Annotated in this window: 17 protein-coding genes; 5 read left to right on the top strand and 12 right to left on the bottom strand. The window is 73.6% G+C overall.

Annotated elements, in window-relative coordinates; translation table 11 throughout:
- Positions 1–1577: acyl-CoA carboxylase subunit beta (locus tag AC2TEW_RS20240; protein ID WP_484624737.1), on the bottom strand; the 1577-nt coding region annotated here is incomplete at its 3' end.
- A 161-nt stretch (positions 1578–1738) separates the two neighbouring features.
- Positions 1739–2557, bottom strand: a complete 819-nt coding sequence (locus tag AC2TEW_RS20245; protein WP_033820403.1) for an AfsR/SARP family transcriptional regulator — start codon at positions 2555–2557, stop codon at positions 1739–1741.
- A 243-nt stretch (positions 2558–2800) separates the two neighbouring features.
- Between AC2TEW_RS20245 and AC2TEW_RS20250 the strand changes: the two genes are divergently transcribed.
- From AC2TEW_RS20250 to AC2TEW_RS20265, 4 genes are all read left to right on the top strand, one after another.
- Positions 2801–3073 (top strand): hypothetical protein, encoded by a 273-nt coding sequence (locus AC2TEW_RS20250; protein WP_051812391.1) that lies wholly within the window; start codon positions 2801–2803, stop codon positions 3071–3073.
- Positions 3070–5361, top strand: a complete 2292-nt coding sequence (locus tag AC2TEW_RS20255) for a TOMM precursor leader peptide-binding protein (RefSeq protein ID WP_484624738.1) — start codon at positions 3070–3072, stop codon at positions 5359–5361. The genes AC2TEW_RS20250 and AC2TEW_RS20255 overlap by 4 nt, the downstream gene beginning before the upstream one ends.
- 142 nt (positions 5362–5503) lie before the next feature.
- Positions 5504–6997: a SagB family peptide dehydrogenase gene (locus tag AC2TEW_RS20260; RefSeq protein ID WP_484624739.1), complete on the top strand. Its 1494-nt coding sequence runs from the start codon at positions 5504–5506 to the stop codon at positions 6995–6997.
- A gap of 58 nt (positions 6998–7055) precedes the next feature.
- Complete coding sequence (locus AC2TEW_RS20265; protein ID WP_484624740.1) at positions 7056–8261, top strand: sensor histidine kinase; 1206 nt, start codon at positions 7056–7058, stop codon at positions 8259–8261.
- 32 nt (positions 8262–8293) lie between these two features.
- Here the strand turns inward: AC2TEW_RS20265 and AC2TEW_RS20270 are convergent, their stop codons facing one another.
- The 5 genes from AC2TEW_RS20270 to AC2TEW_RS20290 all read right to left on the bottom strand — a co-directional run bounded on the left by AC2TEW_RS20270 (position 8294) and on the right by AC2TEW_RS20290 (position 13925).
- Entirely contained in the window at positions 8294–8902 is a 609-nt protein-coding gene (locus AC2TEW_RS20270; protein ID WP_033820400.1) for a response regulator transcription factor, read from the bottom strand.
- 197 nt (positions 8903–9099) lie between these two features.
- The gene (locus AC2TEW_RS20275) at positions 9100–9972 is read right to left on the bottom strand and encodes a 4'-phosphopantetheinyl transferase family protein (protein WP_484624861.1); all 873 of its coding nucleotides are present in this window, start codon (positions 9970–9972) and stop codon (positions 9100–9102) included.
- Positions 9972–10250 (bottom strand): acyl carrier protein, encoded by a 279-nt coding sequence (locus AC2TEW_RS20280; RefSeq protein ID WP_484624741.1) that lies wholly within the window; start codon positions 10248–10250, stop codon positions 9972–9974. Before AC2TEW_RS20280 ends, AC2TEW_RS20275 begins: the two co-directional genes overlap by 1 nt.
- A 52-nt stretch (positions 10251–10302) precedes the next feature.
- Positions 10303–12063, bottom strand: coding sequence for an acyl-CoA dehydrogenase family protein (locus AC2TEW_RS20285; protein ID WP_484624742.1), 1761 nt, complete (start codon positions 12061–12063; stop codon positions 10303–10305).
- Positions 12060–13925: a fatty acyl-AMP ligase gene (locus AC2TEW_RS20290; RefSeq protein ID WP_484624743.1), complete on the bottom strand. Its 1866-nt coding sequence runs from the start codon at positions 13923–13925 to the stop codon at positions 12060–12062. Before AC2TEW_RS20290 ends, AC2TEW_RS20285 begins: the two co-directional genes overlap by 4 nt.
- A 183-nt stretch (positions 13926–14108) precedes the next feature.
- Between AC2TEW_RS20290 and AC2TEW_RS20295 the strand changes: the two genes are divergently transcribed.
- Positions 14109–17360 carry a S41 family peptidase gene (locus AC2TEW_RS20295; RefSeq protein WP_484624744.1) on the top strand — a complete coding sequence of 1084 codons (3252 nt, stop codon included), beginning with the start codon at positions 14109–14111 and terminating at the stop codon, positions 17358–17360.
- A gap of 78 nt (positions 17361–17438) precedes the next feature.
- Here the strand turns inward: AC2TEW_RS20295 and AC2TEW_RS20300 are convergent, their stop codons facing one another.
- From AC2TEW_RS20300 to AC2TEW_RS20320, 5 genes are all read right to left on the bottom strand, one after another.
- Positions 17439–17633 carry a hypothetical protein gene (locus AC2TEW_RS20300; protein ID WP_484624745.1) on the bottom strand — a complete coding sequence of 65 codons (195 nt, stop codon included), beginning with the start codon at positions 17631–17633 and terminating at the stop codon, positions 17439–17441.
- Between the two features lie 167 nt (positions 17634–17800).
- A complete protein-coding gene (locus tag AC2TEW_RS20305; RefSeq protein ID WP_484624746.1) occupies positions 17801–19852 on the bottom strand; it encodes a phosphocholine-specific phospholipase C in 2052 nt (683 codons plus the stop codon).
- A gap of 162 nt (positions 19853–20014) precedes the next feature.
- Positions 20015–20686 carry a pentapeptide repeat-containing protein gene (locus AC2TEW_RS20310; protein ID WP_484624747.1) on the bottom strand — a complete coding sequence of 224 codons (672 nt, stop codon included), beginning with the start codon at positions 20684–20686 and terminating at the stop codon, positions 20015–20017.
- 60 nt (positions 20687–20746) lie between these two features.
- On the bottom strand, positions 20747–21922 hold the full coding sequence (locus tag AC2TEW_RS20315; RefSeq protein WP_484624748.1) for a low temperature requirement protein A: 1176 nt from the start codon (positions 21920–21922) through the stop codon (positions 20747–20749).
- A 434-nt stretch (positions 21923–22356) separates the two neighbouring features.
- Positions 22357–24054: an ABC transporter family substrate-binding protein gene (locus AC2TEW_RS20320; RefSeq protein WP_484624749.1), complete on the bottom strand. Its 1698-nt coding sequence runs from the start codon at positions 24052–24054 to the stop codon at positions 22357–22359.
- Between the last annotated feature and the right edge of the window lie 103 nt (positions 24055–24157).

Here is a 24157-nt window from a genome sequence, read left to right on the forward strand (position 1 = left end):
GGCGGGTTGCCGTGCTTGCGGCTGGGCAGGTCGGCGTGCTTGGTGCGGAGCATGGCGAGGGCGGAGGCGAGGACGGTGCGGGTCTCGGCCGGGTCGATGACGTCGTCGACGAGGCCGCGTTCGGCCGCGTAGTACGGGTGCATCAGCTCGCTCTTGTACTCCTTGATCTTCTGGGCGCGCATCGCGTCGGGGTCCTCGGCGCCGTTGATGTCGCGGCGGAAGATGACGTTCGCGGCGCCCTCGGCGCCCATCACGGCGATCTCGTTGGTCGGCCAGGCGTAGGACAGGTCCGCGCCGATCGAGCGGGAGTCCATCACGATGTACGCGCCGCCGTACGCCTTGCGCAGGATCAGCTGGATCCGCGGCACGGTGGCGTTGCAGTACGCGTACAGCAGCTTCGCGCCGTGCCGGATGATCCCGTCGTGCTCCTGGTCCACACCCGGCAGGAACCCGGGCACGTCCAGCATGGTGATCAGCGGGATGTTGAACGCGTCGCACATCTGCACGAACCGGGCGGCCTTCTCCGACGCGTGGATGTCCAGCACCCCGGCCAGCGACTGCGGCTGGTTGGCGATGATGCCCACCACATGCCCGTCGATCCGCGCCAGCGCGCAGATCACATTGGTCGCCCACCGCTCGTGCACCTCGAGGTACTCGCCGTGGTCGACGACCTCCTCGATCACCTTGCGCATGTCGTACGGCCGGTTGCCGTCCGCCGGCACCAGGTCCAGCAGCGCGTCGCCCCGCCGCTGCACCGGGTCGTCGTTCGGCTGCACCGGCGGCATCTCCCGGTTGTTCTGCGGCAGCAGCGACAGCAGGAACCGCACCTCCTCGATGCACGACTGCTCGTCGTCGTACACGAAGTGCGACACCCCGGACACCGTGGAGTGGACGTCCGCGCCGCCCAGGCCGTTCTGCGAGATCTTCTCGCCGGTCACCGCCTGCACCACGTCCGGGCCGGTGATGAACATCTGCGAGGTCTCCCGCACCATGAACACGAAGTCCGTCAGCGCCGGCGAGTAGGCCGCGCCGCCCGCGCACGGGCCCAGCATCACCGAGATCTGCGGGATCACCCCCGACGCCCGGGTGTTGCGCTGGAAGATCCCGCCGTACCCGGCGAGCGCCGTGACGCCCTCCTGGATCCGGGCACCCGCGCCGTCGTTCAGCGACACCAGCGGCGCACCCGCCGCGATCGCCATGTCCATGATCTTGTGGATCTTCTGCGCGTGCGCCTCACCCAGCGCACCGCCGAAGATCCGGAAGTCGTGCGCATAGGTGAACACCGGCCGCCCGTGCACCGTCCCCCACCCGACGACCACGCCATCGGTGTGCGGCTTCTTCGCCTCCAGGCCGAAACCCTGCGCCCGGTGCCGACGCAACGGCTCCACCTCGTTGAACGAACCCTCGTCCAACAACAGCGCGATCCGCTCACGCGCGGTCAGCTTCCCCTTCGCGTGCTGCGCCTCGGTGGCCTTCTCGCTCGGGCCACGGCGGACCTGCTCCCGAAGGTCGTGCAGCTCGGCCACCCGACCCCGCACATCGGCGGGAACGATCTCCAGCTCATCAAGGATGTCCATGCGGCGGACGGTAGGAACGGCATCTCGCGCCGCACTCGTCCGGTACTGGACAACCGGTGGAGACCGGCTCGGATCACGGCACGGACCAGCCGGGAAGCGGTCCGTACCGGAAACACGAACAACGGGTGGCCGAACGGCGAACACGGGCTGATGCCGCGTCACTAGCCGACGACGTGCTGCAGCTCCATCGACAGCTCGGCACCGGCCAGGTCGAGCCTGGTGTCGGCGGCGAGCACCGCGGCGTGCAGCCGCTGCAGCCGGGCCGACGGCTCGATCCCGAGCTCACCGACCAGCGTGGAACGCAGCCGCTGGTAGGTCTCCAGCGCCTGCCAGGACCGCCCGGAGCGGTACTGCGCCAGGATCAGCTGGGCGTGCAGGCCCTCGTGCATCGGACGCTGCGCGGTGAGCATGGTCAGCTCGCTGAGCAGGATGGCGTGCCGGCCGAGCCGCAGGTCGGCCGAGATCCGGCTCTCCAGCGCGCCGAGCCGGGCCTCCTCCAGCTGCAGCACCTCTATCTCCAGCACCCGGCCGACCTGGATGTCCACCAGGGCCGGCCCGCGCCACAGCGCGAGCGCCTGGCCGAGCAGCTTCGAGGCGCTCAGGTCGTCGTGCGCGGCGAGCGCCGTCCGCCCGAGGGCCAGCAGCCGCTCGAACTCCGAACTGTCCACCTCGCCGGGCTGCACGTCGAGCAGGTAACCGCCGTACCGGGTGACCAGGATCTCCTTGGCCGCCTGCGGCTGCTCGGCGTGGAAGGCCGTCCCGAGCTTGCGGCGCAGCTGCAGGATGTACGTCTGGAGCGTGGTGGAGGCGCTGCGCGGAGGCTGGTCACCCCAGATCTCCTCCATCAGCGTCGGCACCGTCACCACCTGGTTGGCCTGAAGCGCCAGCAACGCCAGGATCTGGCGCGGCTTGGCGGCACTTGGTGCGAAGGAGGTCTCCTGCTCCTGCGCGACGAACGGGCCCAGAAGGTTGATCTGCATGGATCCGCCTCCCTTCCATTGCTGGGCGCCACCGGGACTCACTCCGGAGAGCGTCGCACGCGGCGGGTGGCCGGCAACAGTGAGATCCTCACGGATCGGGCGGGAATCGCGGCACGCGTCCGCCATGGGATTCTCACACCACGCGCATGACGGATCCACTGTCCACGGCGGGGTCGGATCACACAGACTTCCGTGCCGTACCCATTGTGAGCACAGGCCATCCCTAACACCGGAGTAGCTCCCGTGACCGCACTCGCCGTTCCAGCCGCACCGTCCAGCACCTGCCTCGAGCGCGACTGGCGTTTCGCCGAACTGGTCATCGCCGCCCATCTCGACCCGGCCCTCCGCTACCGGTACGACGCCGAACCGGCGCCCGTGCTGGCCGAATTCGGCATCCACCTGCCGCTCGACACGCCGGCCCCGGCCCTCGGCAACCCCGGCGGCGCCCCGCTGACCATCGAGAACCTGAACGACGTGACCATCCTCCCCGACCTCACCTTCTGCACTCGCCAATGAGAGCTGCGTCGGAGAACGGGGCGCCGGCCACGGCCGGCCCGCAGGTCCTGGCGTTCCGACGCCACCTGCGGGCCGAGGTCGTGGCCGGTGAGGGGGCGTACCTGATATCCGAGCGGGGCACCACCCGCCTGCGCGGCCCGCACGTCGAGGCCGTGGCACCACTGCTCGACGGCACCCGGGACCTTCCCTCCCTGCTGCGGGAGGCCCAGGGCCTCGCCTCCGCGGCGGAGATCGGCGAGCTGCTCGGCTCGCTCTCCGCCGCGGGGCTGGTCTGCTACCGCCCGGCCGACCAGCCGGGCCGGGACCCGCGGGCCGAAGCGTTCTGGGAGCTGGCCGGCCTCGACGGCACCAGCTCCTCGGCCCGGGTCGGGGCGGGCCGGGTCAGGATCCTGACGGTCGGCCAGGACGACGAGGCGGCCGTCCGCCCGGCCTTCGAGGCCGCCGGACTGCGCTGCGTCGGGCCCGGCGGGCCCGCGGCCGCCGAACTGACCGTGGTGGTCTGCGACGACTACCTCTCCCCCGTGCTGCGCCGGATCGACCTGGCCCAGCGGGCCGCCGGACGGCCCTGGCTGATCGCCAAGCCCACCGGCTCGGTGGTCTGGTCGGGCCCGGTGCTCGACCCGGCCGCCGGCGCCTGCTGGCAGTGCCTGGCCCACCGGCTGCGGGCCAACCGGGTCCACGAGGTGACCGTCCAGCACGCCCTCGGCATGTCCGAGCCACCGCTCGGCCCCGAGGCCTCGCTCGGCGCCACCCGCGCCATCGGCCTCCAGCTCGCGGCCCTGCAGGCCGCCAAGTGGCTGGCCGGGAAGACCGGTTCGGAGCACCAGGAGATCCACACCCTGGACACCCTGAGCCTGCGCGCCGAGCAGCACGCGGTGGCCGGCCGCCCGCAGTGCCCGGTCTGCGGCACCCCGGGCGCGGGCCCGTCCCGGATGCTGCGGCCGGTGGTGCTGCGCCCGGCGCGCAAGCACTCGCTGACCGGCAACGGCCACCGGCACCTCACCCCGCAGCAGGTCCTCGACCGCTACGGCCACCTGGTCAGCCCGGTCTCCGGGATCGTCCAGCAGATCACCCGCGCCGAGGCGCCCGCCCTGCTGCACTCCTACACCGCCCGGACCTGCACCGTGCCGGACGGCCGGGCCCCGCTGCGCCGCGAGAGCGGCGGCAAGGGGGTCACCGAACTCGACGCCCGGGTCAGCGCGCTGTGCGAGGCGCTGGAACGGGAGTCCGGCCGGCTGCACGGCGACGAGCCGAGGATCCGCGACACCCTGCACGGCCTCGGGGAGGCCGCCGTCCACCCCAACCGCGTCCAGCTCTACCACGAGCGGCAGTACCGGGACCGGGTCTGGTGGAACACCGCGCACGGCAGCTACCAGCAGGTCTGCGAGCCGTTCGACGAGCGGGCGGCGGTCGACTGGACCCCGGTCTGGTCGCTCACCGCGCAGCGGCAGCGGCTGCTGCCCACCTCGATGCTGTTCTACGGCCCGGCCCACCCGGGCGACGGCGGCCGCTACGCCCGCGCCGACTCCAACGGCTGCGCCGCGGGCGGCACCCTGGAGGACGCCGTCCTGCACGGCTTCCTGGAACTGGTGGAACGGGACGCGGTCGCCCTGTGGTGGTACAACCGCACCCGCCAGCCCGGGGTGGACCTGGCCGCGCTGAACGACCCCTGGATCGCCGAGGTGTCCCGGCTGCACCGCCGCCAGGGCCGCGAACTGTGGGCCCTCGACCTCACCGCCGACCTCGGCATCCCGGTGGTGGCCGTACTCTCCCGCCGGGTCACGGGGCCGACCGAGGACATCGTGTTCGGCTTCGGCGCCCACTACGAGTTCCCGCTGGCGGTCCGCCGGGCCGTCGCCGAGGTCAACCAGCTGCTGCCGGCGGTCGCCCCGGCCGAACCCGGCGGCCCGCCGCGCTACTCGCTCCAGGACCCGGCCGCGCTGCACTGGTGGCGGACGGCGACCGTCGCCCGCCACCCGTACCTGCTGGCCGACCCGGCGCAGCCGCCGGTCCGGCCGCGGGACCGCCCCTCGCCGGCCGGTACCGACCTGCGGGCGGACCTGGAGACCGCGGGCGAACTGCTGCGCCGGCACGGCATGGAGCTGCTGGTGCTCGACCAGACCAGGGCGGACATCGGGCTGCCGGTGGTCCGGGTGATCGTGCCGGGGCTGCGGCACTTCTGGGCCCGGTTCGCGCCGGGCCGGCTGTACGACGTCCCGGTCCGGCTCGGCCGGCTCGCCGCGCCGACCCCGTACGAGCGGCTCAACCCGGTGCCGCTGTTCGTCTGACCCGGGCCTGCGAACTCGGGCCCACCGGAGGTGAGTTGCCCGGCCGACGGTATCGTCGGATCGGTTCGTGCGGGACTCGAGCGGTGCTCGACCGGCACGCCCGATAGTGGTCATCCGCATACTGTCTAACCCGGAGAGCCCCATGGACCTATCGGCCCGAGGCTCCGCGCCGGAGCTCCAGCGTCTCTGGTCGCTCCGCGAGGACGTGGACGTCGAGTTCGAGGGGCCGAGGGGCGACGCGGTACTGCGCAACCGCTGGACCACCGTGCGGCTGGCCCGGCCCGACCGCGCCGGCCGCGAGGCGCTGCGCCGGATGACCTTCGGGCCGATCTCGCTCGGCAACATCCTCCGGGACGCGGAGAGCGGCGCCCCGGCGCGGCTGTCCGCCCTGCTCGGCCGGATCCAGCACCTGACGATCCGGTCGGTCGGCCTGACCGACAGCGAACTGCCGCTGCTGTCGGTGGTGCCGATCTCGCCGGCGGCCGTCCTCGAACCGGTGGAGCTGCGGCCGGACCAGCCGATCCGGCTGTCCCGGTTCGCCGTGCTGTCCGGTTCGGGGGCGGGCCTGACGGTGGAGTCCCCGCTGTCGCTGTTCCGGGTGGCCGCGCACCGCCCGGCGGTGGCGGGGCTGCTCGGCGCGCTCGGCTGGACCACCACGCTGGCCGAGCTGACCGCGGCCCACCCGTTCCCGCCGGACGCCGTCCGGGAGATGGCCGGCCACCTGCTCGGCGCCGGCCTGGCGGTCGCCGGGTCGCCGGGGCGGGGCGGCGGCCCGGCGGAGTTCGCCGAGGACTCCGACCCGGTGCTGTCCCTGTGGTCCCCGGTGGACCTGCTCTTCCACACCCGCAGCACGATCGGCCGGCACGACCACGACTTCGGCGCGACCTTCGCCCACGCGGGCCGGGTGGCGCCCGAGCCCGCGGTGCGGCCCGCCCCCGAGGGTCCCCGGTTCACCCTGCCGCGCCCGGCCGCGGACGGCCCCGCCACGCCGCCGCTGGGCGCCGTCCTGGAGCGGTCGGCCCCCGAGCCGGACTGCGCCGACCCGGTGGCCACGCTCAGCCTGGAGCAGCTCGGCGAGCTGCTGTACCGCTCGGCCCGGGTCCGCTCGGTCGGCAAGGACCCGTCCGGGCCGCCCGACTACGAGGTCAGCGACCGGCCGTACAGCAGTTTCGGCGGCACCCATCCGCTGGAGCTGTACGTCACGGTGAACCGCTGCCGCGGCCTGCCCCCGGGGGTGTTCCACTACGACCCGGACGGGCACCGGCTGACCCTGGTGAGCGACGACCGCGAGGTGCTGGCCAAGGTGCTGTCCTGTACCAGGGTGTCGGCCGGGCTGGCCGGGGCGCCGCCGCTGGTGATCACGCTGACCGCGCGGTTCGCCAGGACCGCCTGGAAGTTCAGCGGGCAGAGCTACGCACTGGTGCTCCGGGAGACCGGCGCGGCCCTGCAGACCCTGGAACTGACCGCGGCGGCGATGGGTCTGGCGACGGCCTCGCTGGCGGCGGCCGACATCTCGGCGGGGGCGCGGGTCACCCGGCTCGACTGGCGCGCCGAGTCCTCGACCGGACAGTTGGTGGTCGCACCGGCGGCCGCACTCCCCGCCGCCGCCAACCATCCCTGGAACCACGGTGCCTGACCGCCACTCACCCCGTACGCTCAGTCCTCAGTTGTGTCTGATCGGAGGACCTGGACCCGTGGCGAGAGACGAGTTGGCCGGTGACGAGGCAGCCCGGCCCGAACCCGCACCGCTGTTCGCGCTCGGCATCCTCTACACGGCGCTGCTCGCCTACCTGGTGCAGGTCTCGGTCAACCTGAGCGTGCTGCCGCTGGCCACCACCAGCATCGTGCTCGGGATCGTCTGCTTCGTGGCGATCTGCTGCTGCCAGCTGGTCCACGCGCTGCCCCAGGCCAAGCAGGTCCGGCGAAGATACGGCCGGGTGACGCTGACCGTGCAGGCGCTGCTGACGTACCTGCCGATCCTGGTCTTCGGCGCCATCTGGGGCGCCGCCGGCGGCTTCCTGGCCGCCTCGGGACTGATGCTGCTGGAAGGGCTCTGGGCCTGGGTCTGGTACACCGGGGTGGTGCTCTCGATGGCGGGGGTGGCGGTGGCGTTCCAGCTCCGCCCGGTCGAGGTGGTGTACGTCGCGGTCTCCACCCTGCTGTCCGGGCTGATGATGTACGGGCTGAGCCGGCTGGTCACCCTGGTGGTCGAACTGCACCGGGCGCGCGGCCAGCTGGCCCGGCTGGCGGTCGCCCAGGAGCGGCTGCGGTTCGCCCGGGACCTGCACGACCTGCTCGGGTACAGCCTGTCCGCGATCACGCTGAAGAGCGAGGTGGCGATCCGGCTGGTGCACAACAACCCGGGGCGGGCGGTCGACGAGCTCACCTCCGTGCTGGGGATCTCCCGGCAGGCGCTGTCGGACGTGCGGGCGGTCGCCCGGGGCTACCGCGACATGTCGCTGGCCGGGGAGGCCGAGTCGGCCCGGGGGATGCTGGAGGCCGCCGACATCGCGGTGGAGACCCGGATCGAGTGCGCCGACCTGCCGGGGGTGGTCGACACCACGCTGGCCACCGTGCTGCGCGAGGCGGTGACCAACATGCTGCGGCACAGCAAGGTGGAGCGGTGCCGGATCGAGGTGAACGAGGCCGGGCCGGACATCCGGCTGCGGATCGTCAACGACGGCGTCCCCGAGCGCCAGCGCCAGCGCGCCCGGGTGGTGGGCCAGTTGCCGATGCCGCGGGCCGCCGGCGAGGAGGGCGGCAGCGGTCTCGGGAACCTGGAGACCCGGCTGGCCGCGATCGGCGGCACGCTGACCGCGGGCGTCCAGCCGGACGGCACCTTCCAGGTGGTGGCGCTGGTGCCGCTGGCCCAGCAGACCGACCTGCGCAGCGTCTCCTGACGCCCCGCCGCGGCCGTCCGGGCCGGCGGCGCTCAGCTCAGCCAGCCCGCCTCGTCCGCGATCCGGATCGCGTCCACCCGGTTGCGGGCGTTCAGCTTGGTGACGATGTTGGTCAGGTAGTTGCGGACGGTGCCCGCCGACAGGAACAGCCCGGCGGCGATCTCGGTCACCTCGGCGCCCTGCGCGGCCATCCGCAGCACCTGCACCTCCCGGTTGGTCAGTGGACTGTCGCCCGAGTCCCAAGCGGCCATGGCGAGTTGGGGGTCGATCACCCGTTCGCCGGAGGCGATCTTGCGGATCGCCTTGGCCAGTTCCTCCGGCGGCGCGTCCTTGAGGATGAAACCGGAGACCTTGGCCGCCATCGCCCGGCGCAGCGTGCCGGGCCGGCCCAGGCTGGTGAGGATCAGCGCCCGGCAGGACGGCAGCCGTTCGCGCAGCATGGTCGCCGCGGTCAGGCCGTCCACCCCGGGCAGGTCGATGTCGAGCACCGCGATGTCCGGGCGGTGGGCCAGGGCCTGCGGCAGGATCTGGTCGCCGTGGTCGACCTCGGAGACCACCTCGATGTCCGGTTCCATGCCTAACAGCGCCACCAGCGCCCCCCGGACCATGTTCATGTCCTCGGCGAGCAGTATCCGAATCACTTGGCCCGGGCCCCCGTCCGCGCACCGGCTCACAGAGTCAGCCTCCGATACCGGTACAGCTTCGAATCGGTCTGGCTCTGTGTCCTGCCAGAGGTGCGATTCTAGTCAGGAGATCGCGGCAAGCAACCTTCTGATCACACTCCGGAAGCTCGGCCGGATCCGGCGTCGCGCGCCCGGCGGGAAACGTCGGACACGGCCTATCCCGGGCGGACCGGGCCGATCAGGGCGTCCACCAGACCGTCGTCGAGCATGGTGGCGGCGGCGATGTCCGGGGTCTCGTCGAAACCGGCGTCGAACAGCGCGACGCTGACGGTGTAGCCGGTGACCGCCCAGGTGCCGAAGCTCCACTCGCCGCCGGTGCCCGGGGAGCCGTCCGGCCGCAGCACCTGGACCGGTTCGTCCTCGCCGGGGAAGCCGAACTCGGTGAAGCGGAACCGCAGTCCCTGCCCGATCGCCTTGCTGTACGCCTCCTTGAGGGTCCACAGCCGCACCAGCGCCGGGTTGCGCCGCTCCGGCTCCAGCAGGTCCAGCTGGGCGGCCTCGTGCGGGGTGCAGATCTGCTTCTCGGCGCCGGTGCCCAGCAGCAGCCGGTCCTCCAGTTCGGCGTCCACCCCGATCCAGCCGCGTCTGGTCAGCCCCACCACCAGCAGGTCCTCGGTGTGGCTGAGGCTGATGTCCACCTGGTCGCAGCCGCGCAGGTACGGGCGGCCGCCGAGCTTGTAGGCCAGGTCGACGGTCTCCGGCGGCGCCTGGAGGGCGGCGCCGGCGGCGGTCTTCAGCAGCAGCCGGGAGGCCAGGAAGCGGCCCCGCACCTGGTCGTGGGACATCGCCTGGTAGCGGGCCCAGTCCCGGCCGAGGACCGCCCGGTCGCCCGGGTAGTCCTCGCCGGCCGGCTCGGCGGCGGGCCCGTCGGCCGCCCGCTCACCGGGCATCCAGTCGCCGAGGGTGGCGACCAGGACAGCGCTGCCGCGCCGGGCGAGCGACTCCCGGACGTCGTCCCAGCCGCCGTCCGGGCCGCGGTACACCGGGATCGGCCGCCCGATGGCCGCCCCCGGGCCCTGGACCGGCATCACGGTCGTGCCTCCGCGGCCAGCTCGGCGAGGTACTCGGCCAGCGTCGAGCAGTTCACCAGGCTGTCCACCATCTCGGCCAGCGACAGCTCGCCGAGTTCCGGGAAGCGCAGCTCGATCCGGTACTTCAGCTGCATCAGCATCACCGAGTCGAAGCCCAGGTCGTCGTAGAAGCGGGCGTCCACCGGCACCGCGGCGTGCCCTCCGCCGAGCACGGCGGCGGCCTCCCGGACGATCTCCTCCACCAGCTCGGCCGGCCGTTCCAGCACCACGCTCATCGTCCGCTCCCTGTCCGCTGGTCGGTTGTCATCTGTGGCTCCTGATCGGGTGTCAGCCGGCCGGCACGGCGGCGGTGGGGTCGTCGTAGAGGTCGAAGCTGCCGCCCGTGCGGTAGCGGCGCAGCAGTTCGTCCAGGACCGCGGCCTCGGCGCCCGGCGCGGGCCGGCCGGCGAGGCCGAGGCCGAGCCGGCGGCAGATCCGCAGCAGGGCGAGCACCACCCACTCCGGGCGGGCCAGGAACTGGTCGGGGCCGCAGTTCTGGTGGCGCCAGACGCCGAGCGCGGAGGCGGCCGCCAGCAGCAGCGAGTACCGGTCCATCAGCGCGTAGCTGCGCGGGTCGGCCAGGTCGTCGCGGCGGCGGCCGGCCAGCGCGCGGGCGGCCGAGCGCAGTTCGTGCAGTTCGGCGCCGAGCGTGCGGACCAGGGTCTCCAGTACCTCGCGGTACTCCCCGGCCGCGGTGACGGCGGTCGATCCGGCGGCGAAGTCGGCGAGTTCGGCGAGCAGCGGATCGCCGGTGCCGGCCACCCCGAGCCGGCCCGGGTCGAAGGCCGGCAGGTCGTCGCGCAGCCGGAACAGGCCCGGCACCGGGGCCGGTTCGGCCAGCCAGGCGTGTTCGGCGAGCACCGGCAGCCGCGGGATCACGGTGGACTGGCAGGCGGCGGTGCCGGAGTGGCCGAGGCTGGTGATCGGCAGGTCGCGGACCTGCTTCTGGAAGATCCCGTAGGCGCCGGAGCGCTCGTACAGGCTGGAGCCGAGCAGCACCGACAGGTCGTAGACGGTGTCGCTGAGCAGGATCGGCAGCAGGTACTTGGTGGCCGCGGCGTACACCCCGGTGGCCTCCGGGTGGAGGTGGGCGGCGCGGGTGCTGGTCAGTGCGAGGCTGTCGCAGACCAGCAGGTCGGCGAAGGAGCCGGCCAGGCTGGCCTTGGCCTGCGGGTTGCGCAGCACCGGGCGGCCGTTGACCCCGCGGTCCAGCGCGAACCGCAGCGCGGTGCGCAGCGCGGTGTCGACGCCGGCCAGCACCATGGAGGGCAGCACGCTGCGGGTCAGCTGGAACGAGCTGAGGGCCAGCTGGACGCCGTCGCCCCAGCCGCCGAGCAGCGCGTCCCGCGGCACCGGGCAGTCGGTGAAGGCCAGCCCGCTCATGGTGCAGCCGCGCAGTCCGACGGTGGGGAAGCGGTCGAGGTCGCGGACCCGGTCGCGGGGCAGTGCGGCGCGCTCCAGCAGGACCGCGGAGTGGCTGCGGCTGCCGGGGCGCTCGTCGGTGCGGCAGAAGACCACCAGGGCGGCGGCGTGCTCGGCGTTGACGATGACCCGCTTGGCGCCGTCCAGCCGCAGCCCGTCATCGTCCTCGGTGAGGCCGAACTCGTCGCGCAGGAAGGCGTTGCCGTGGGCGAGGTCGCGGTAGGCGACGGCGACCCGGCCGCCGGAGAGCAGCAGTTCGGCGGTGCGGCGCTGCTGCCGCTCGGTGCCGGCCGCCCAGACCGAGACGGCGGCCAGGAAGGAGCCGGCGCCGAAGCCGACGCCCAGCGAGGGGTCGCGCCGGAAGACCGGCCGCAGCATCCGGGCGAGCAGGTCGACCCGCTCGAAGCGGCCGCCGAACCGCTCCGGCACGAACTCGGCGGCGAGCCCGAGGGTGTGCAGCAGCCGCACGGTCTCCTCGGGCAGCTCGCTGCGGTCGTCGGCCTCCAGGACGGCCCGGTGGCCGTGCGGGTTGTCCGGGTCCCAGGGGTCGCCGAGGGCGCTCTCCAGTTCGTGGATCCGGCGGGCGGCGGCGGTCTCGGCGGAGCGGGTGCCGACGGCGGTGGTCATCGTCCGGCCTCCGTCCGCTCGGGGCCGCCGGCCACCAGGGCGGCCACCGCGGGTTCGACGACCTGGTGCAGGGCCTGCAGCCGGCCGGAGAGGAAGAGTCTGCGCATGGTGCCCCGTTCGAGTTTCCCGCTGGTGGTGCGCCGGACGGTGCCGGGCCGCACCAGCAGCACGTTGCCCGCCCGGACCTCGAACTCCCGGGACACGCACTGGCGGACGCTCATGTTGAGCCGGGCCAGGTCGACGTCGAAGCGGCCGCCGGTCCGCACCTCCTGCACCACCACCACGTGCGGGCGGCCCGGTTCGACCTCGAAGACCACGCCGGGGCCGAAGGAGCTGCTGATCTGCTGCACGGCGCGTTCGATGTCCTGCGGGTAGAGGTTGCGGCCGGCCACCACCAGCAGTTCCTTGATCCGGCCGGTGACGAACAGCTCGCCGTCGCGCAGCACCCCGAGGTCGCCGGTGCGCAGGTAGCCCTCGTCGCCCTCGGCGGTCACCGCCCGGAAGGTCTCGGCGGTCTCCAGCGGGCGCTTCCAGTAGCCCTGCGCGATGCCCTCGCCGCGCAGCCAGATCTCGCCGACCTTGCCCTCCGGCAGCACCCGCCGGGTGGCCGGGTCGACGATCCGCAGGGTGAGCGCGTCCGGCGCCGGCCGCCCGCAGCTGACCAGGGTGCGGGCCGGCCGGCCCGGCACCGGCTGGACGAACTGGTGCTTCTCCAGCGAGGCCGCGTCCACCACCCGCTCGGACGGGGCGGTGGCGTGGCCGCTGGGCCGGGCGGTGGCCAGCAGGGTGGCCTCGGCGAGGCCGTACGCGGGGACGAACGCGGCGGCCCGGAAGCCGGCCGGGGCGAAGCGCTCGGCGAAGGCCCGCAGGGTGTCGGCCCGGACCAGTTCGGCGCCGCTGACCGCGGTGGTCCAGCGGGACAGGTCGAAGTGGGCCAGGTGCCGGTCGGCGATCCGGCGCACGCACAGCTCGTAGCCGAGGTCGGGGCCGCCGCTGACGGTGATCCCGTACCGGGTGATCGCCTCCAGCCAGCGGGCCGGGCGGCGGATCAGCAGGTCGGTGGGGAGCAGCACGCCGGTGCCGCCGAGCCACAGCGGGTGCAGCAGCTGGCCGACCAGCCCCATGTCGTGGTGGTACGGCAGCCAGCCGCCGACCGTGGACTCGGGTCCGGTGCGCAGCACGGCCCGGATCGCCCGCTGGTTGGCGAGCAGGTTGCGGTGGGTCACCATGACGCCGCGCGGGTCGCGGGTGGAGCCGGAGGTGTACTGGAGCATCGCCAGCGTGTCGCCGTCGGTGTCCGGGCGCCGCCAGTCGCCGGCGTCGGGCAGTTCGGTGCCGTCCAGGGCGAGGCAGGCGACCTCGCCGTGCCCGGCCACGGCCGCCATCAGGGAGATGTCGGGGGCGTGGCCGCGGTCGGTGAGGATCAGCCGGGGCGCCGAGTCCTTGATCATCCCGAGGGTGCGCTCGTCGTTGCCGCGGCGGCCGTTGGGCGCGGGGCCCGGGACGGCGACCACACCGGCGTACAGGCAGGCCAGGAAGGAGACGGCGAAGCGCTCGGCGTCCGCCTGCAGGATCAGCACCCGCTCCCCGGCCAGCCGTCTGTCCTGCAGCCAGGCCGCCAGCCGGCGGGCCGCGGTGTCCAGCTCGGCGTAGTCCATCCGGCGCTCGGCCAGCCGGTACTCGCGCCGGGCCGGCGCCGGGTGGTCGATCCCGGCCGGCACCGCCAGGGCCGGCAGCCTGACCTGGCGGGCCGCGGTGGGCCCGGCCGGCTCCTCCCGCAGGAACACCAGGGCGTCCTTGTCCGACTGCTGCTCGGCGTGGTGCAGCAGTACGTCGGTGAAGGTGCTCTCGTTCTCCGACATCGCTTCCCTCCTTGGCCGTGGTGTCCGGCGCGGCTTGTCAGGCCTGCGCTGCGCACCGGCAGCCCGCCCCGTTGGGGGTCAGGATCAGCGCAGGTGCTAGAGCGACTCTCGACTGCGGGGCGGGCCCGGGTGGACGGGTCTTCGGCGGCGCCCGGCGGTTCGCCGAGGGGCTGTTGACGGTGCATGAGCCGGAGCCCGGTTGCGGGTGCCACGGCCCGGCCGAACCATGGAGAGGTGCCCGGATACCTGCGCCACCCCCACCTGCGCGGCGGCCTGCTGACCTTCACCGCCGAGGACGACGTGTGGGCGGCGCCGCTGGAGCCGGACGGCGGGGTCGGCCGGGCCTGGCGGATCAGCTGCGACCGGACCCGGGTCAGCCACCCGCGGCTGTCGCCCGACGGCACGGTCGTCGCCTGGACCAGCTGGCTGGCGCTGGTGCCCGAGGTGTGGACCGCGCCCGCGGCCGGCGGCGAGGCCGTCCGGCTGACCCACTGGGGCAGCAACGACACCCGGGTGCGCGGCTGGCTGCCGGACGGCGAGGTGCTGGCGGTCACCTCGTACCACGAGCCGTTCGCCCACTACACCTGGGCGTACGCGCTGCCGCCGGACGGCGCGCCGGGCCGCCGGATGCCCTGGGGGCCGGTCGCCGACGCCCAGGTGAGCGCCGGGCACACGGTGCTGCTGACCGCCGCGGCGCCGCACGACCCGGCCGCCTGGAAGCGCTACCGCGGCGGCGCGACGGGCCGGCTGTGGGTGGACCGGGCGCCGCTGCTGCCAGGCCACCGGGGCCATCTGGCGGCGCCGATGCCGGTGGGCGGGCGGATCGCCTTCCTCTCCGACCACGAGGGCATCGGCAACCTCTACTCCTGCCGCCCGGACGGCGGCGACCTGCGCCGGCACACCGACCACGCCTCGTACTACGCGCGGGAGGCCGCCACCGACGGCACCCGGGTGGTCTACCAGCACGCCGGCGACCTGTGGCTGCTGGAGAGCCTGGATTCCCCGGCGCCGCGCCGGCTGTCGGTGCCGCTGGGCGGGGCCCGGGCGGGCCGCCGGCCGTACCAGGTCGGCGCGGCCTCCCACGTCAAGGACCTGGCCTGCGACGCCACCGGCCGGGCCGGGGTGCTCACGGTCCGCGGCAGCCTGTACTGGCTGACCCACCGGGAGGGACCGGCCCGGGTGCTGGCCGACACCCCCGGGGTGCGGGCCCGGCTGCCGGTGGTGCTGGGCCAGAGCGGCCGGGCGGCCTGGGTGAGCGACGCGCAGGGCGCGGACGCCATCGAGGTGGCCGAGCTGCCGACCCGCGACGGCGGCCGGGCCGCCGAGCCGCACCGGCTGGCCGCGGGCCGGCTCGGCCGGGTCCTGGAGCTGGCCGCCAGCCCGGACGGCCGGACGCTGGCGGTGGCCGCCGCGGACGGGCGGCTGCTGCTGGTCGACACCGGCGACGGCACGGTGCGGGAGGTGGTGGCGTGTGCGTTCGGGCCGGTCAGCAGCCCGGCGTTCGCCCCGGACTCGCAGTGGCTGACCTGGTCGCAGCCGGTGGCCGGCCGCTCACTGCGCTCGATCCAGCTGGCCAGGGTGGACGACCCGGCGCGGACCCTCGACGTGACCGGCGGGCGGTTCGAGGACGAGCACCCGGTGTTCACCCGGGACGGCCGGTTCCTGGTGTTCCTGTCCTGGCGGGGCTTCGACCCGGTGCACGACGTGCACACCGGCGACCTCTCCTTCCCGCTCGGCTGCCGCCCGTACCTGGTCCCGCTGGCCGCCGACACGCCCTCGCCGTTCGCCGCGCCGGTGCAGGGCCGCCCGCCGGTCGGTCTGGACCCGGAGGAGGCGACCGGCGACGGCACCGTCCGGGTGGACGAGCAGGGGCTGTCCGAGCGCCTGGTGCCGTTCCCGGTGATCGCGTCCAAGTACTCGGCGACGGCCCCGGTCCGCGGCGGGGTGGTCTGGCTGCGCTGGCCGATCTCCGGCGCGCTCGGGCAGACCTTCGCCAACCCGGCCGACACCTCGGGCCGGCCCTCGCTGGAGTACTTCGACCTGGCCCACGGCACCCGCAGCACGGTGGTCGACCGGCTGGACGGCTTCGCGGTCTCCGGCGACGGCGGCGCCGTCTCGGTCTTCTCGGCCGGCGGGCTGAAGCTGCACCCGCTGTCCTCGCCGAACTCGCCGATCACCGTGGACCTGCGGCGGATCACCCACACCGTGCACCCGGCCGCCGAGTGGCGGCAGTCGTACCACGAGGCGGCCCGGATCGTCCGCGACCAGTTCTGGGACCCGGACATGTGCGGCCTGGACTGGGAGCAGCTGACCGCCCAGTACGAGCCGCTGCTGGAGCGGATCGCCTCCCCCGACGACTTCGCGGACCTGCTGCGCGAGCTGCTCGGCGAGCTCGGCACCTCGCACGCCTACGTCACCCCCGCCCGGCGCGGTGAGGGGCCCGCCCCCGCCCAGCAGCCGCTCGGCCTGCTCGCCGCGGGCGTGCGCCGCGCCCCGGACGGCCGCTGGCTGGTGGAGCGGATCCTGCCGGGCGAGTCCTCCGACCCGCGGGCCAGGGCCCCGCTGGCGGGCCTCGGGGTGCTGGACGGCGACGAGGTGGTCGCGGTGGACGGCCGCCCGCCGGACCCGGTGCGCGGCCCGGCCCCGCTGCTGGCCGGCACCGGCGGCACCACGGTCGAGCTGACCTTCCGCCGCGGCGAGCGGCTGCGCCGGTACGCGGTGACGCCGCTGACCGACGAGCGGCCGGTCCGCTACCAGGACTGGGTGACCAAACGCCGCAGGCTGGTGCGGGAGTTCAGCGACGGCCGGTGCGGCTACCTGCACATCCCGGACCTCGGCGGGTCCGGCTGGGCGCAGTTCAACCGCGACCTGCGCAGCGAGCTCGCCAAGCCCGCGGTGGTGCTGGACGTGCGCGGCAACGCCGGCGGGAACGTCTCGGAGCTGGTCCTGGAGAAGCTCGGCCGGCAGGTGCTGGCCTGGGACTTCACCCGCGGGCGACATCCGGTCCGCTGGCCCAGGGACGCCCCGCGCGGGCCGGTGGTGGCGCTGGCCGACCACGCCACCAGCTCGGACGGGGACGTCATCATCACCGCGATCCGGCTGCTGGGCCTCGGCCCGGTGGTGGGCACCAGGACCTGGGGCGGGGTGGTCGGGATGACCGGGCGCCACCCGCTGGGCGACGGGACCCAGATCTCGGTGCCCAAGAACGCGTCCTGGTTCACCGGGGGCATCGGCTTCTCGGTCGAGAACCACGGCGTCGAACCCGACGTCGAGGTGGTCCGGACCCCGCAGGACTGGGCCCGGGGCGAGCATCCGGACCTGACCGCCGCCGTCGGGCTGGCGCTGCGGCTGCTGGCCGAGCACCCGGCGGCGGCCCCGCCGCCGTCCGGCACGCCGCGGCCGGACCTGCGGCGGCCGCCGCTGCCGCCGCGCTGAGGCGCCGCCCGCCCGCCGGGCAGCGCGAACGGGGCGCAGCCGTCGTGCCGGCGGGTGCGCCCCGGTCCGTGCGGGCGGTCAGCCGAGCGGGTCGCCCTCGGCGGTCATGTCGGCGGCGGCGCGGCGGTCCTGCTCGGCCTGGTCGGCCTGCTGGCGGGCCCGCTCGGCCTTGTCGCCGAAGGCGTCGGAGGCCTCGTCGTGGGCGAGGGCCGCCCGTTCGGTGGGGCTGGCCATCTCGTGCGACTTGTGCCGGAACCTGTCGAAGATACCCATCGCTCTGTGCTCCCTGGCGTGGTCGGACGGCGGATCCCTCCCACTGTCACACCGTGCACCCGGGCGTGCCACCGGGGCGGCAGGGCCGGGCGGCGCGGCCGGGCCGGGAGCGGGCCGGGCCCCGCGCGGGGTGCGCGGGGCCCGGCTGCGGACGGTCGGCGGGCGGGTCAGCCGCTGATGCTGGGGGCGCCGCTCTCCAGGTGGCCGGTGAACCGCTGGGACCACGTGGTGTCGCAGTCCGCGGTCACCGTGAAGTCGTACCAGCCGTTGCTGTAGGCGACCGCGTTGAAGTAGTCGCTCGCGTTGCCGCCGGCCGGGACGGTGTAGGTCCAGGGGCCGTCGGTGCGGTAGTTGTTCGAGGTGATGGTGAAGGTCACCGCGGTGGTGCCGGCGTTGGCGAGCCTGAACCAGAGCGCGTTCTTGCCGGTGTCGGGGGCGGCGGCGTACGAGGAGGTGACGGTGAGGTTCTTGCCCGCCTTGGTGGCGTCGCCCTTGAAGCGGCGCAGGAAGCGGTTGGGGCCGGTGACGCTCAGGTCGTAGGGGCCGCCGCCGAAGTTGGCGCCGCAGTTGAAGAAGTCGCTGGTGTCGGTGCCCGGGTCGACGGTGTACTGCCAGGGGCCGCCGGTGCGGTAGGCGTTGGCGTAGGCCGCGAAGTGGGTGGTGGCGGTGCCCTGGTTGGCCATCTTCAGCCAGACCTTCATGACGTTGCCGGAGGCGAACTCCAGGTGGTCGAGGTTGGCGTTCGGCTGGTACGGCAGCGCCCGGGCGGGGCGGGTGCCGGCCTCCTGCAGCGGGAGGGCGTTGTTGACCGGCGCCGGGTTGGGCAGCGGGCCGCAGGCGGCGAGGCCGATGGTGGCATCGGTGTTGGGCAGCGCGGGCATGCCGTAGACCGGGTTGGCGAAGTCGAACATGCCGGTCAGGTCGGAGCAGACCTTGCGGCGCCAGGCGCTGATGTTGGGCGTGGTGGCGGGCCTGCCGATGGCGGCGGTCCACTTCTCCAGGAAGCGCAGCACCGACGTGTGGTCGGCGACCTCGGAGTTGACCCAGCCGCCGCGGGTCCAGGGCGAGATGGCGATCAGCGGGACCCGGAAGCCGAGGCCGATGTTGGTGCCGTTGTAGAACTCGCCCGCGGTGCCGGCCGGGGCGACCGGCGGCGGCACGTGGTCGAAGAAGCCGTCGTTCTCGTCGTAGTTGAGGAACAGGACGGAGGAGTTGAAGACGTCCGGGTTCGCGTTGAGCGCGTCCATCACCATGTGCACGAAGTGCGCGCCGTCGGCGGGGGTGGCGTACGGGTGCTCGGAGGAGGCCTGGTCGGCGACGATCCAGGAGACCTGCGGGAGGGTGCCGTTCAGCACGTCGGAGCGGATCGCCGCGGCGATGTCGTCCGGGGTGCGGCCGGTCGCCTTCGGGACGGAGCCCATGCCCTTGACGGCCAGCGCGCTGCCCGCCGGGGCGGTGGAGAACTGCTTGAAGTAGGCGAGCGCGTTGTCGCCGTAGTTGTCGGCGGCGTTCTGGTACACCTTCCAGCTGACGCCGGCCCGCTCCAGCGCCTCGGCGTAGGTCTCCCAGCGCAGGTTGGACTCGTCGCCGCCGTCGTACGCGGGGCCGCCGAGGGTGCCCGCCGGGTCGATCTGGCCGGACCAGTGGTAGGTGCGGTTGGGGCCGGTGGCGCTGAGCACCGAGCAGAAGTACGCGTCGGAGATGGTCCAGTAGTCGGCCAGCGCGTAGTGGAACGGGATGTCGGCGCGGGTCAGGTGGCCGAGCGCGCGGACGTTGCCCTTGGCGGCGACCCAGGAGTCCATCTTGCCGCCGTTCCAGGCCTTGTGCTGGTCGGACCAGCCGTGCGCCAGGTCGCCGTTGCACTGGGCGAGGCGCTCGGGGTCGGCGCCGCCGGCCGGCTTGGTGGCGCTGAACTGCCACGGGTACTGGCGGCCCGAGCCGTTGGGCTGGTTGAAGACGCTGTAGCCGCCGGCGATCTGGATCGCGCTGCGGTCGGCGAACCCCCGGACGCCCTTGAGGGTGCCGAAGTAGTGGTCGAAGCTGCGGTTCTCCTGCATCAGGATGACGATGTGCTTCGCGTCCGCGATGGTGCCGGTGGTGCCCGCCGCCGCGGCCGCGGCGGGGGTGGTGGCCGCGGCGGCCACGCTGCCCGCCACCGCCGCTCCGGCCGCCGCGCTCGCGGAGAGCGCCATGAACTTCCTACGACTCAGCTCAGCCATTGGTGGGACCGCCGCCCTCTCAGGAGTTGTGCACACAGGTTTGCACTCGCCGAACGCGGTGCATCCTGGCCCAGCCCCGGGCGAAAGGCCATGGCTTTCCATGAAGGCTTGTTGGACTGTTCTTCCCCGCGTCGTCGGGCGACCTCGCGGTGAACGGCCGGCTCAGCCGTCCTTCACAACGATGCCCAGCGCCTGGGCGAACTGCGGCGCGAGGTCGAAGAGTTGGTGTGTGGAGATGACCGCCCCGCGCAGCCCGAGGTGACCGTCGGCCAGCTCCAGGCGGGCCGCGCCGCGCAGGTCGGCCCGCTCCAGCTCCGCCCCGCCGAGCCGGACCTCCTCCAGGGTGGATCCGGGGAAGGAGACGTCGGTCATCCGGGCCTCGCCGAAGTCGACGTCGCGCAGCAGGCAGTCCTCGAAGACCACGTCCCGCAGCACCGCGGAGCGCAGGTTGACCGACTCCAGCTTGCACTGGCGCAGCACCACCCGGCGCAGCGCGGCGCCGTACCAGGCGACGCCGGCCAGTACCGAGCCGAGCAGGGCGCTGTCCTGCCAGTCGCTGTCGGCCAGGTCGGTGGCGACCAGCCGGCTGCCCTGCACCCAGACCTCGTTGAAGGTGGTCCGGCGCAGCCGGGCGCCGTCCAGCCGGACGCCGGTGAAGGCGCACTCCAGGAAGCCCGCGCCGGCGGCCGCGCCGGTGTGCTCGAGGTCGTCGAAGTGCACGGTGTCGTAGCGGTGGTCGGGCCGCAGCGGGCCGGTGTGCGGCTGGAGCAGGTGCGCGTACGGCAGCTGGTCGAGCTCGTCCGGGACGGCGGGGACGTTGGGGACCGCGGGCATGGGCTGGCTCGTTCCGGTCGGGGACGGGGTGCTGCCATCGTCCCAGCCGCCACCGACAGCTCAGCTCTCCCGCGTGTGCAGCACCAGTCCGGTCGCGACCGTCGCGGCCGCCACCAGCCCGGCCAGCAGCACCCCGGTCTCCCCGGCGAGGGTGCACAGCAGCAGGGCGGCCGCGGCCGCCGGCAGGACCGCCTGGGCGGCCCCCCGCTTGGTGTGCCGGGCGTGCAGCAGCCAGACCGTGAACAGGTAGACCGCGCCGGGCACGGTGACCGCGGCGGTGGCCGCCTGCGCGGAGATGTGCGCCTGGCCGACGGCGTACTCCACGGCGACCTCCAGACCGGCGCCGATCGCCGCGGCCGAGCCGAGCACCAGATAGTGGCCGTAGCCCCACAGGAAGGCCTGCCGGTTGGAGCGCAGGTGCTCGTGGATCGGGCGGGCGAAGTAGATCCACCAGGCGGAGAAGCAGAGCAGGATGCCGCCGGCGGCGATCGGCAGCAGTTCGCCGAGCGCCTCGTGCTCGTCCAGCGCGGTCTGGATCGCGATGGTGGCGGCGGAGACCGTCTCGCCGAGCACGATCAGGGTGAACAGCCCGTAGCGCTCCGCGATGTGGTGCGGGTGCCAGGTGCTCTGGGTGTGCCGCTCGGCGAACACCGGCACCGAGAGCTCGGCCAGGATGCCCAGCGGGATCACGTACGGGCGCACGCTCTCCGGGAGCAGCAGCAGCACGCCCCAGCCGACCTGGCAGACGGTGATCCCGGCGGCGTAGCGCAGCGCCATCGTGCGGGCGCCGCCGCTCTCGCCGCGGGCCGCGCGCAGCCACTGGGTGACCATCGCCAGCCGCATCACCACGTACCCGACGACCGACAGCACCAGGTCCCGGCCGTCGAACATCCGGGGCACGCCCGCGGCGAGGATCAGCACCCCGGTGATCTGCACCAGGGTGGTGATCCGGTACGGCACGTCGTCCACGTCGTACGCGGAGGCGAACCAGGTGAAGTTCATCCAGGCCCACCAGATCGCGAAGAACGCGAACAGGTAGCCGACCAGGCCGGTGGAGAGGTGGTCCTCGGCGACCGCGTGGGCGAGCTGGGCGCCGGCCTGGGCGACCGCGACCACGAAGCACAGGTCGAAGAAGAGTTCCAACGGCGTGGCGGCGCGGTGCGGTTCGCTGCGACTGCGGGGCACCATCCGCCGTACGGCGCGGTCCGGGTCGGGCAGGGCGGCTTCGCTGGTCATCGGATCGCTTTCGGCTCGCACGCGGTCGGCTCGGGGGCGGCAACCCGGGCCGCTCCCCGCGATCCTGGCAGGAGCCGGGCCCGTGCGCACGTACCCGCGCGGCACGCCGATCCGTCCGCTTGCGCCCGTTTTGGGCGGCCGTCAGGCAGAGTTGACGGTGCAGTGCGCGATCCGGGTGACAGCTCGACGGCTCCCGGGCGCGCCCTGCGGAAGGTGTCCCGTCCACCCCGGCCGGGCCGATAGATTCCCCACCAAGTGGAACGACGACACGGGCGGTCTGCGGGCAACGCGGAAGGTCAAGGCAGATGGCGTGGACACGGGGGCGGCTTCGCCGGATGCCCCCGCGCCCACGCCGGGACGCCTCGTGATCACCGCGCTGCTCGCCAGCGCCGCCGGTCGTTCGACCGTCCCGCGCCGCCGCGGCGCGCGGTGGACTACTTCTCCCAGCCGACCGAGGTGATGACCGTGTCGGCGAGGCTGCCGGCCCCGAAGTTGGCCAGGCCCTTGCGGACCGCGACGATGCTCGGCCGCTGGTACAGCTCGACGGTGTGGGCCAGCTCCCAGATCTTCACGTCCGCCTGGTTGTAGAGCTTCGCGGCCTCCACCGGGTCGAGGGTGGCGGCGGCCTTGCGCAGCAGCGAGTCGATCTCCGGGGTGCTCAGCTTGGAGTAGTTGCCGAACACGTTGTCGCCCTGCGGGGCGCGGTAGATCGGCACCGTCTTGGAGAGCGGGAAGGAGCCGGTGTTGCGCCAGCTCGCCAGGTCGAACTTGCCCTCGTTGATGTACTTGGAGAAGTACTCCTTGCTGGGCACCTTGTCGACCGAGAGCTTGACCCCGACCTGCTGCAGCATGCTCTGCACGGCCGCGGCGAGGTCGGACTGCGCCTGGGTGGAGCCGTCGCTCATCACGTAGTGCAGCTCCAGCGGTTGGCCGTCCTTGCTGCGCACGCCGCCGGCGTCCTTCCAGCCGGCCGCGTCCAGCAGCTGCTTCGCGGCGGCCGGGTCGTACTTCACCCAGTCCCCGGAGTTGGCCTGGTAGCCGGCCTGGTTGGTCATGAAGAGGTGGTTGTCGAGCGGCTTGAACTCGACCGGCACGCCCTGGTTGACGATCTTGATCAGCGAGGCCCGGTCCAGCGCCTTGCCGAGCGCCTGGCGCACGCCCTGGTCGGCGAGTGCGCCGTTGCCGCCGAAGGAGATGTGCACCTCGTCCCAGGGGGTGCCGGTGCGGATCGCCGCGTCCTTGGCGTCCTTGAGCTGGCCGTAGGCGGTGGCGGTGCCGGCCGAGGCGAAGTCCACCTCGTTGTTGAGGAAGGCCTGGGTGATCGCGGCGGCGTCCAGCACCCGGTAGGTGATCTTGTCCAGCTTGGGCTTCGGGCCCCACCAGTCCGGGTTGGGCACCAGCGTGATGGTCTGCGCGGTCTTGTCGGCGCTGCCGATCTTGAACGGGCCGCCGTAGACCGGCACCTGCTCGATCCAGCCCTCGTTGAACTGCTGCGGGGTGGAGATCTGGGAGGCCGGCAGCAGCGGGCTGAACAGGCTCTGCCAGTCCGCGTACGGCTCGGCGAAGGTGACCTTCACCTCGCTCGGGTCGGCGCCCTGCTCGACGGCGGAGATCTGCTCGTAGCCGGAGGAGTCGGAGAGGTTGTACGCCGGGTCCTTGCCGTTGGAGGCCTGCCAGACCGCCTTGAAGTCCTGGTAGCCCAGCTGCTTGCCGTCCGACCACTTGGCCTTCGGGTTGAGCCTGTAGGTCACCACCTGCGGGGACGTGGAGGTGACCTTGGCCGACTCCAGGTACTCCGGCACCGGCTGGTAGACGCCCTTGGCGTCGGTGCGGAAGAGCTTCGCCTCGACGTAGCCCATGATCTCGACGGCGTCGCCGTAGGTGCCGTCGACCTGGTACGGGTTCCACTGGGTGATCCACTGCTGGAGCGGCTCGCGCAGCTCCCCGCCGTCCTTGATCCGGTCCAGCGGCTGCGGGTTGTTGTCCTCCGCGTCCTGGGTCGGCGTCACCGTCTTGGCCACGTCGTCCGCCTTGCCGCCGCCCGAGCTGCTGCAGGCGGTGGCGGCCAGCACCACGGCGATGGCGGCGGCCGCGGCGCGGCCGAGTCTGCGGGTGGCGAGCGAAGCACGCATCAGGATGTCCCCGGGGTCTCGAAGAGTCGACGGCCGCCAGGTGTGGCGACACTTGAACGTGGGCAGCCAAGTCGGTGCCGACAGGCAGAACGTAACAGCGGAT

This window comes from Kitasatospora sp. NEAU-CNBT7 (assembly GCF_057220535.1).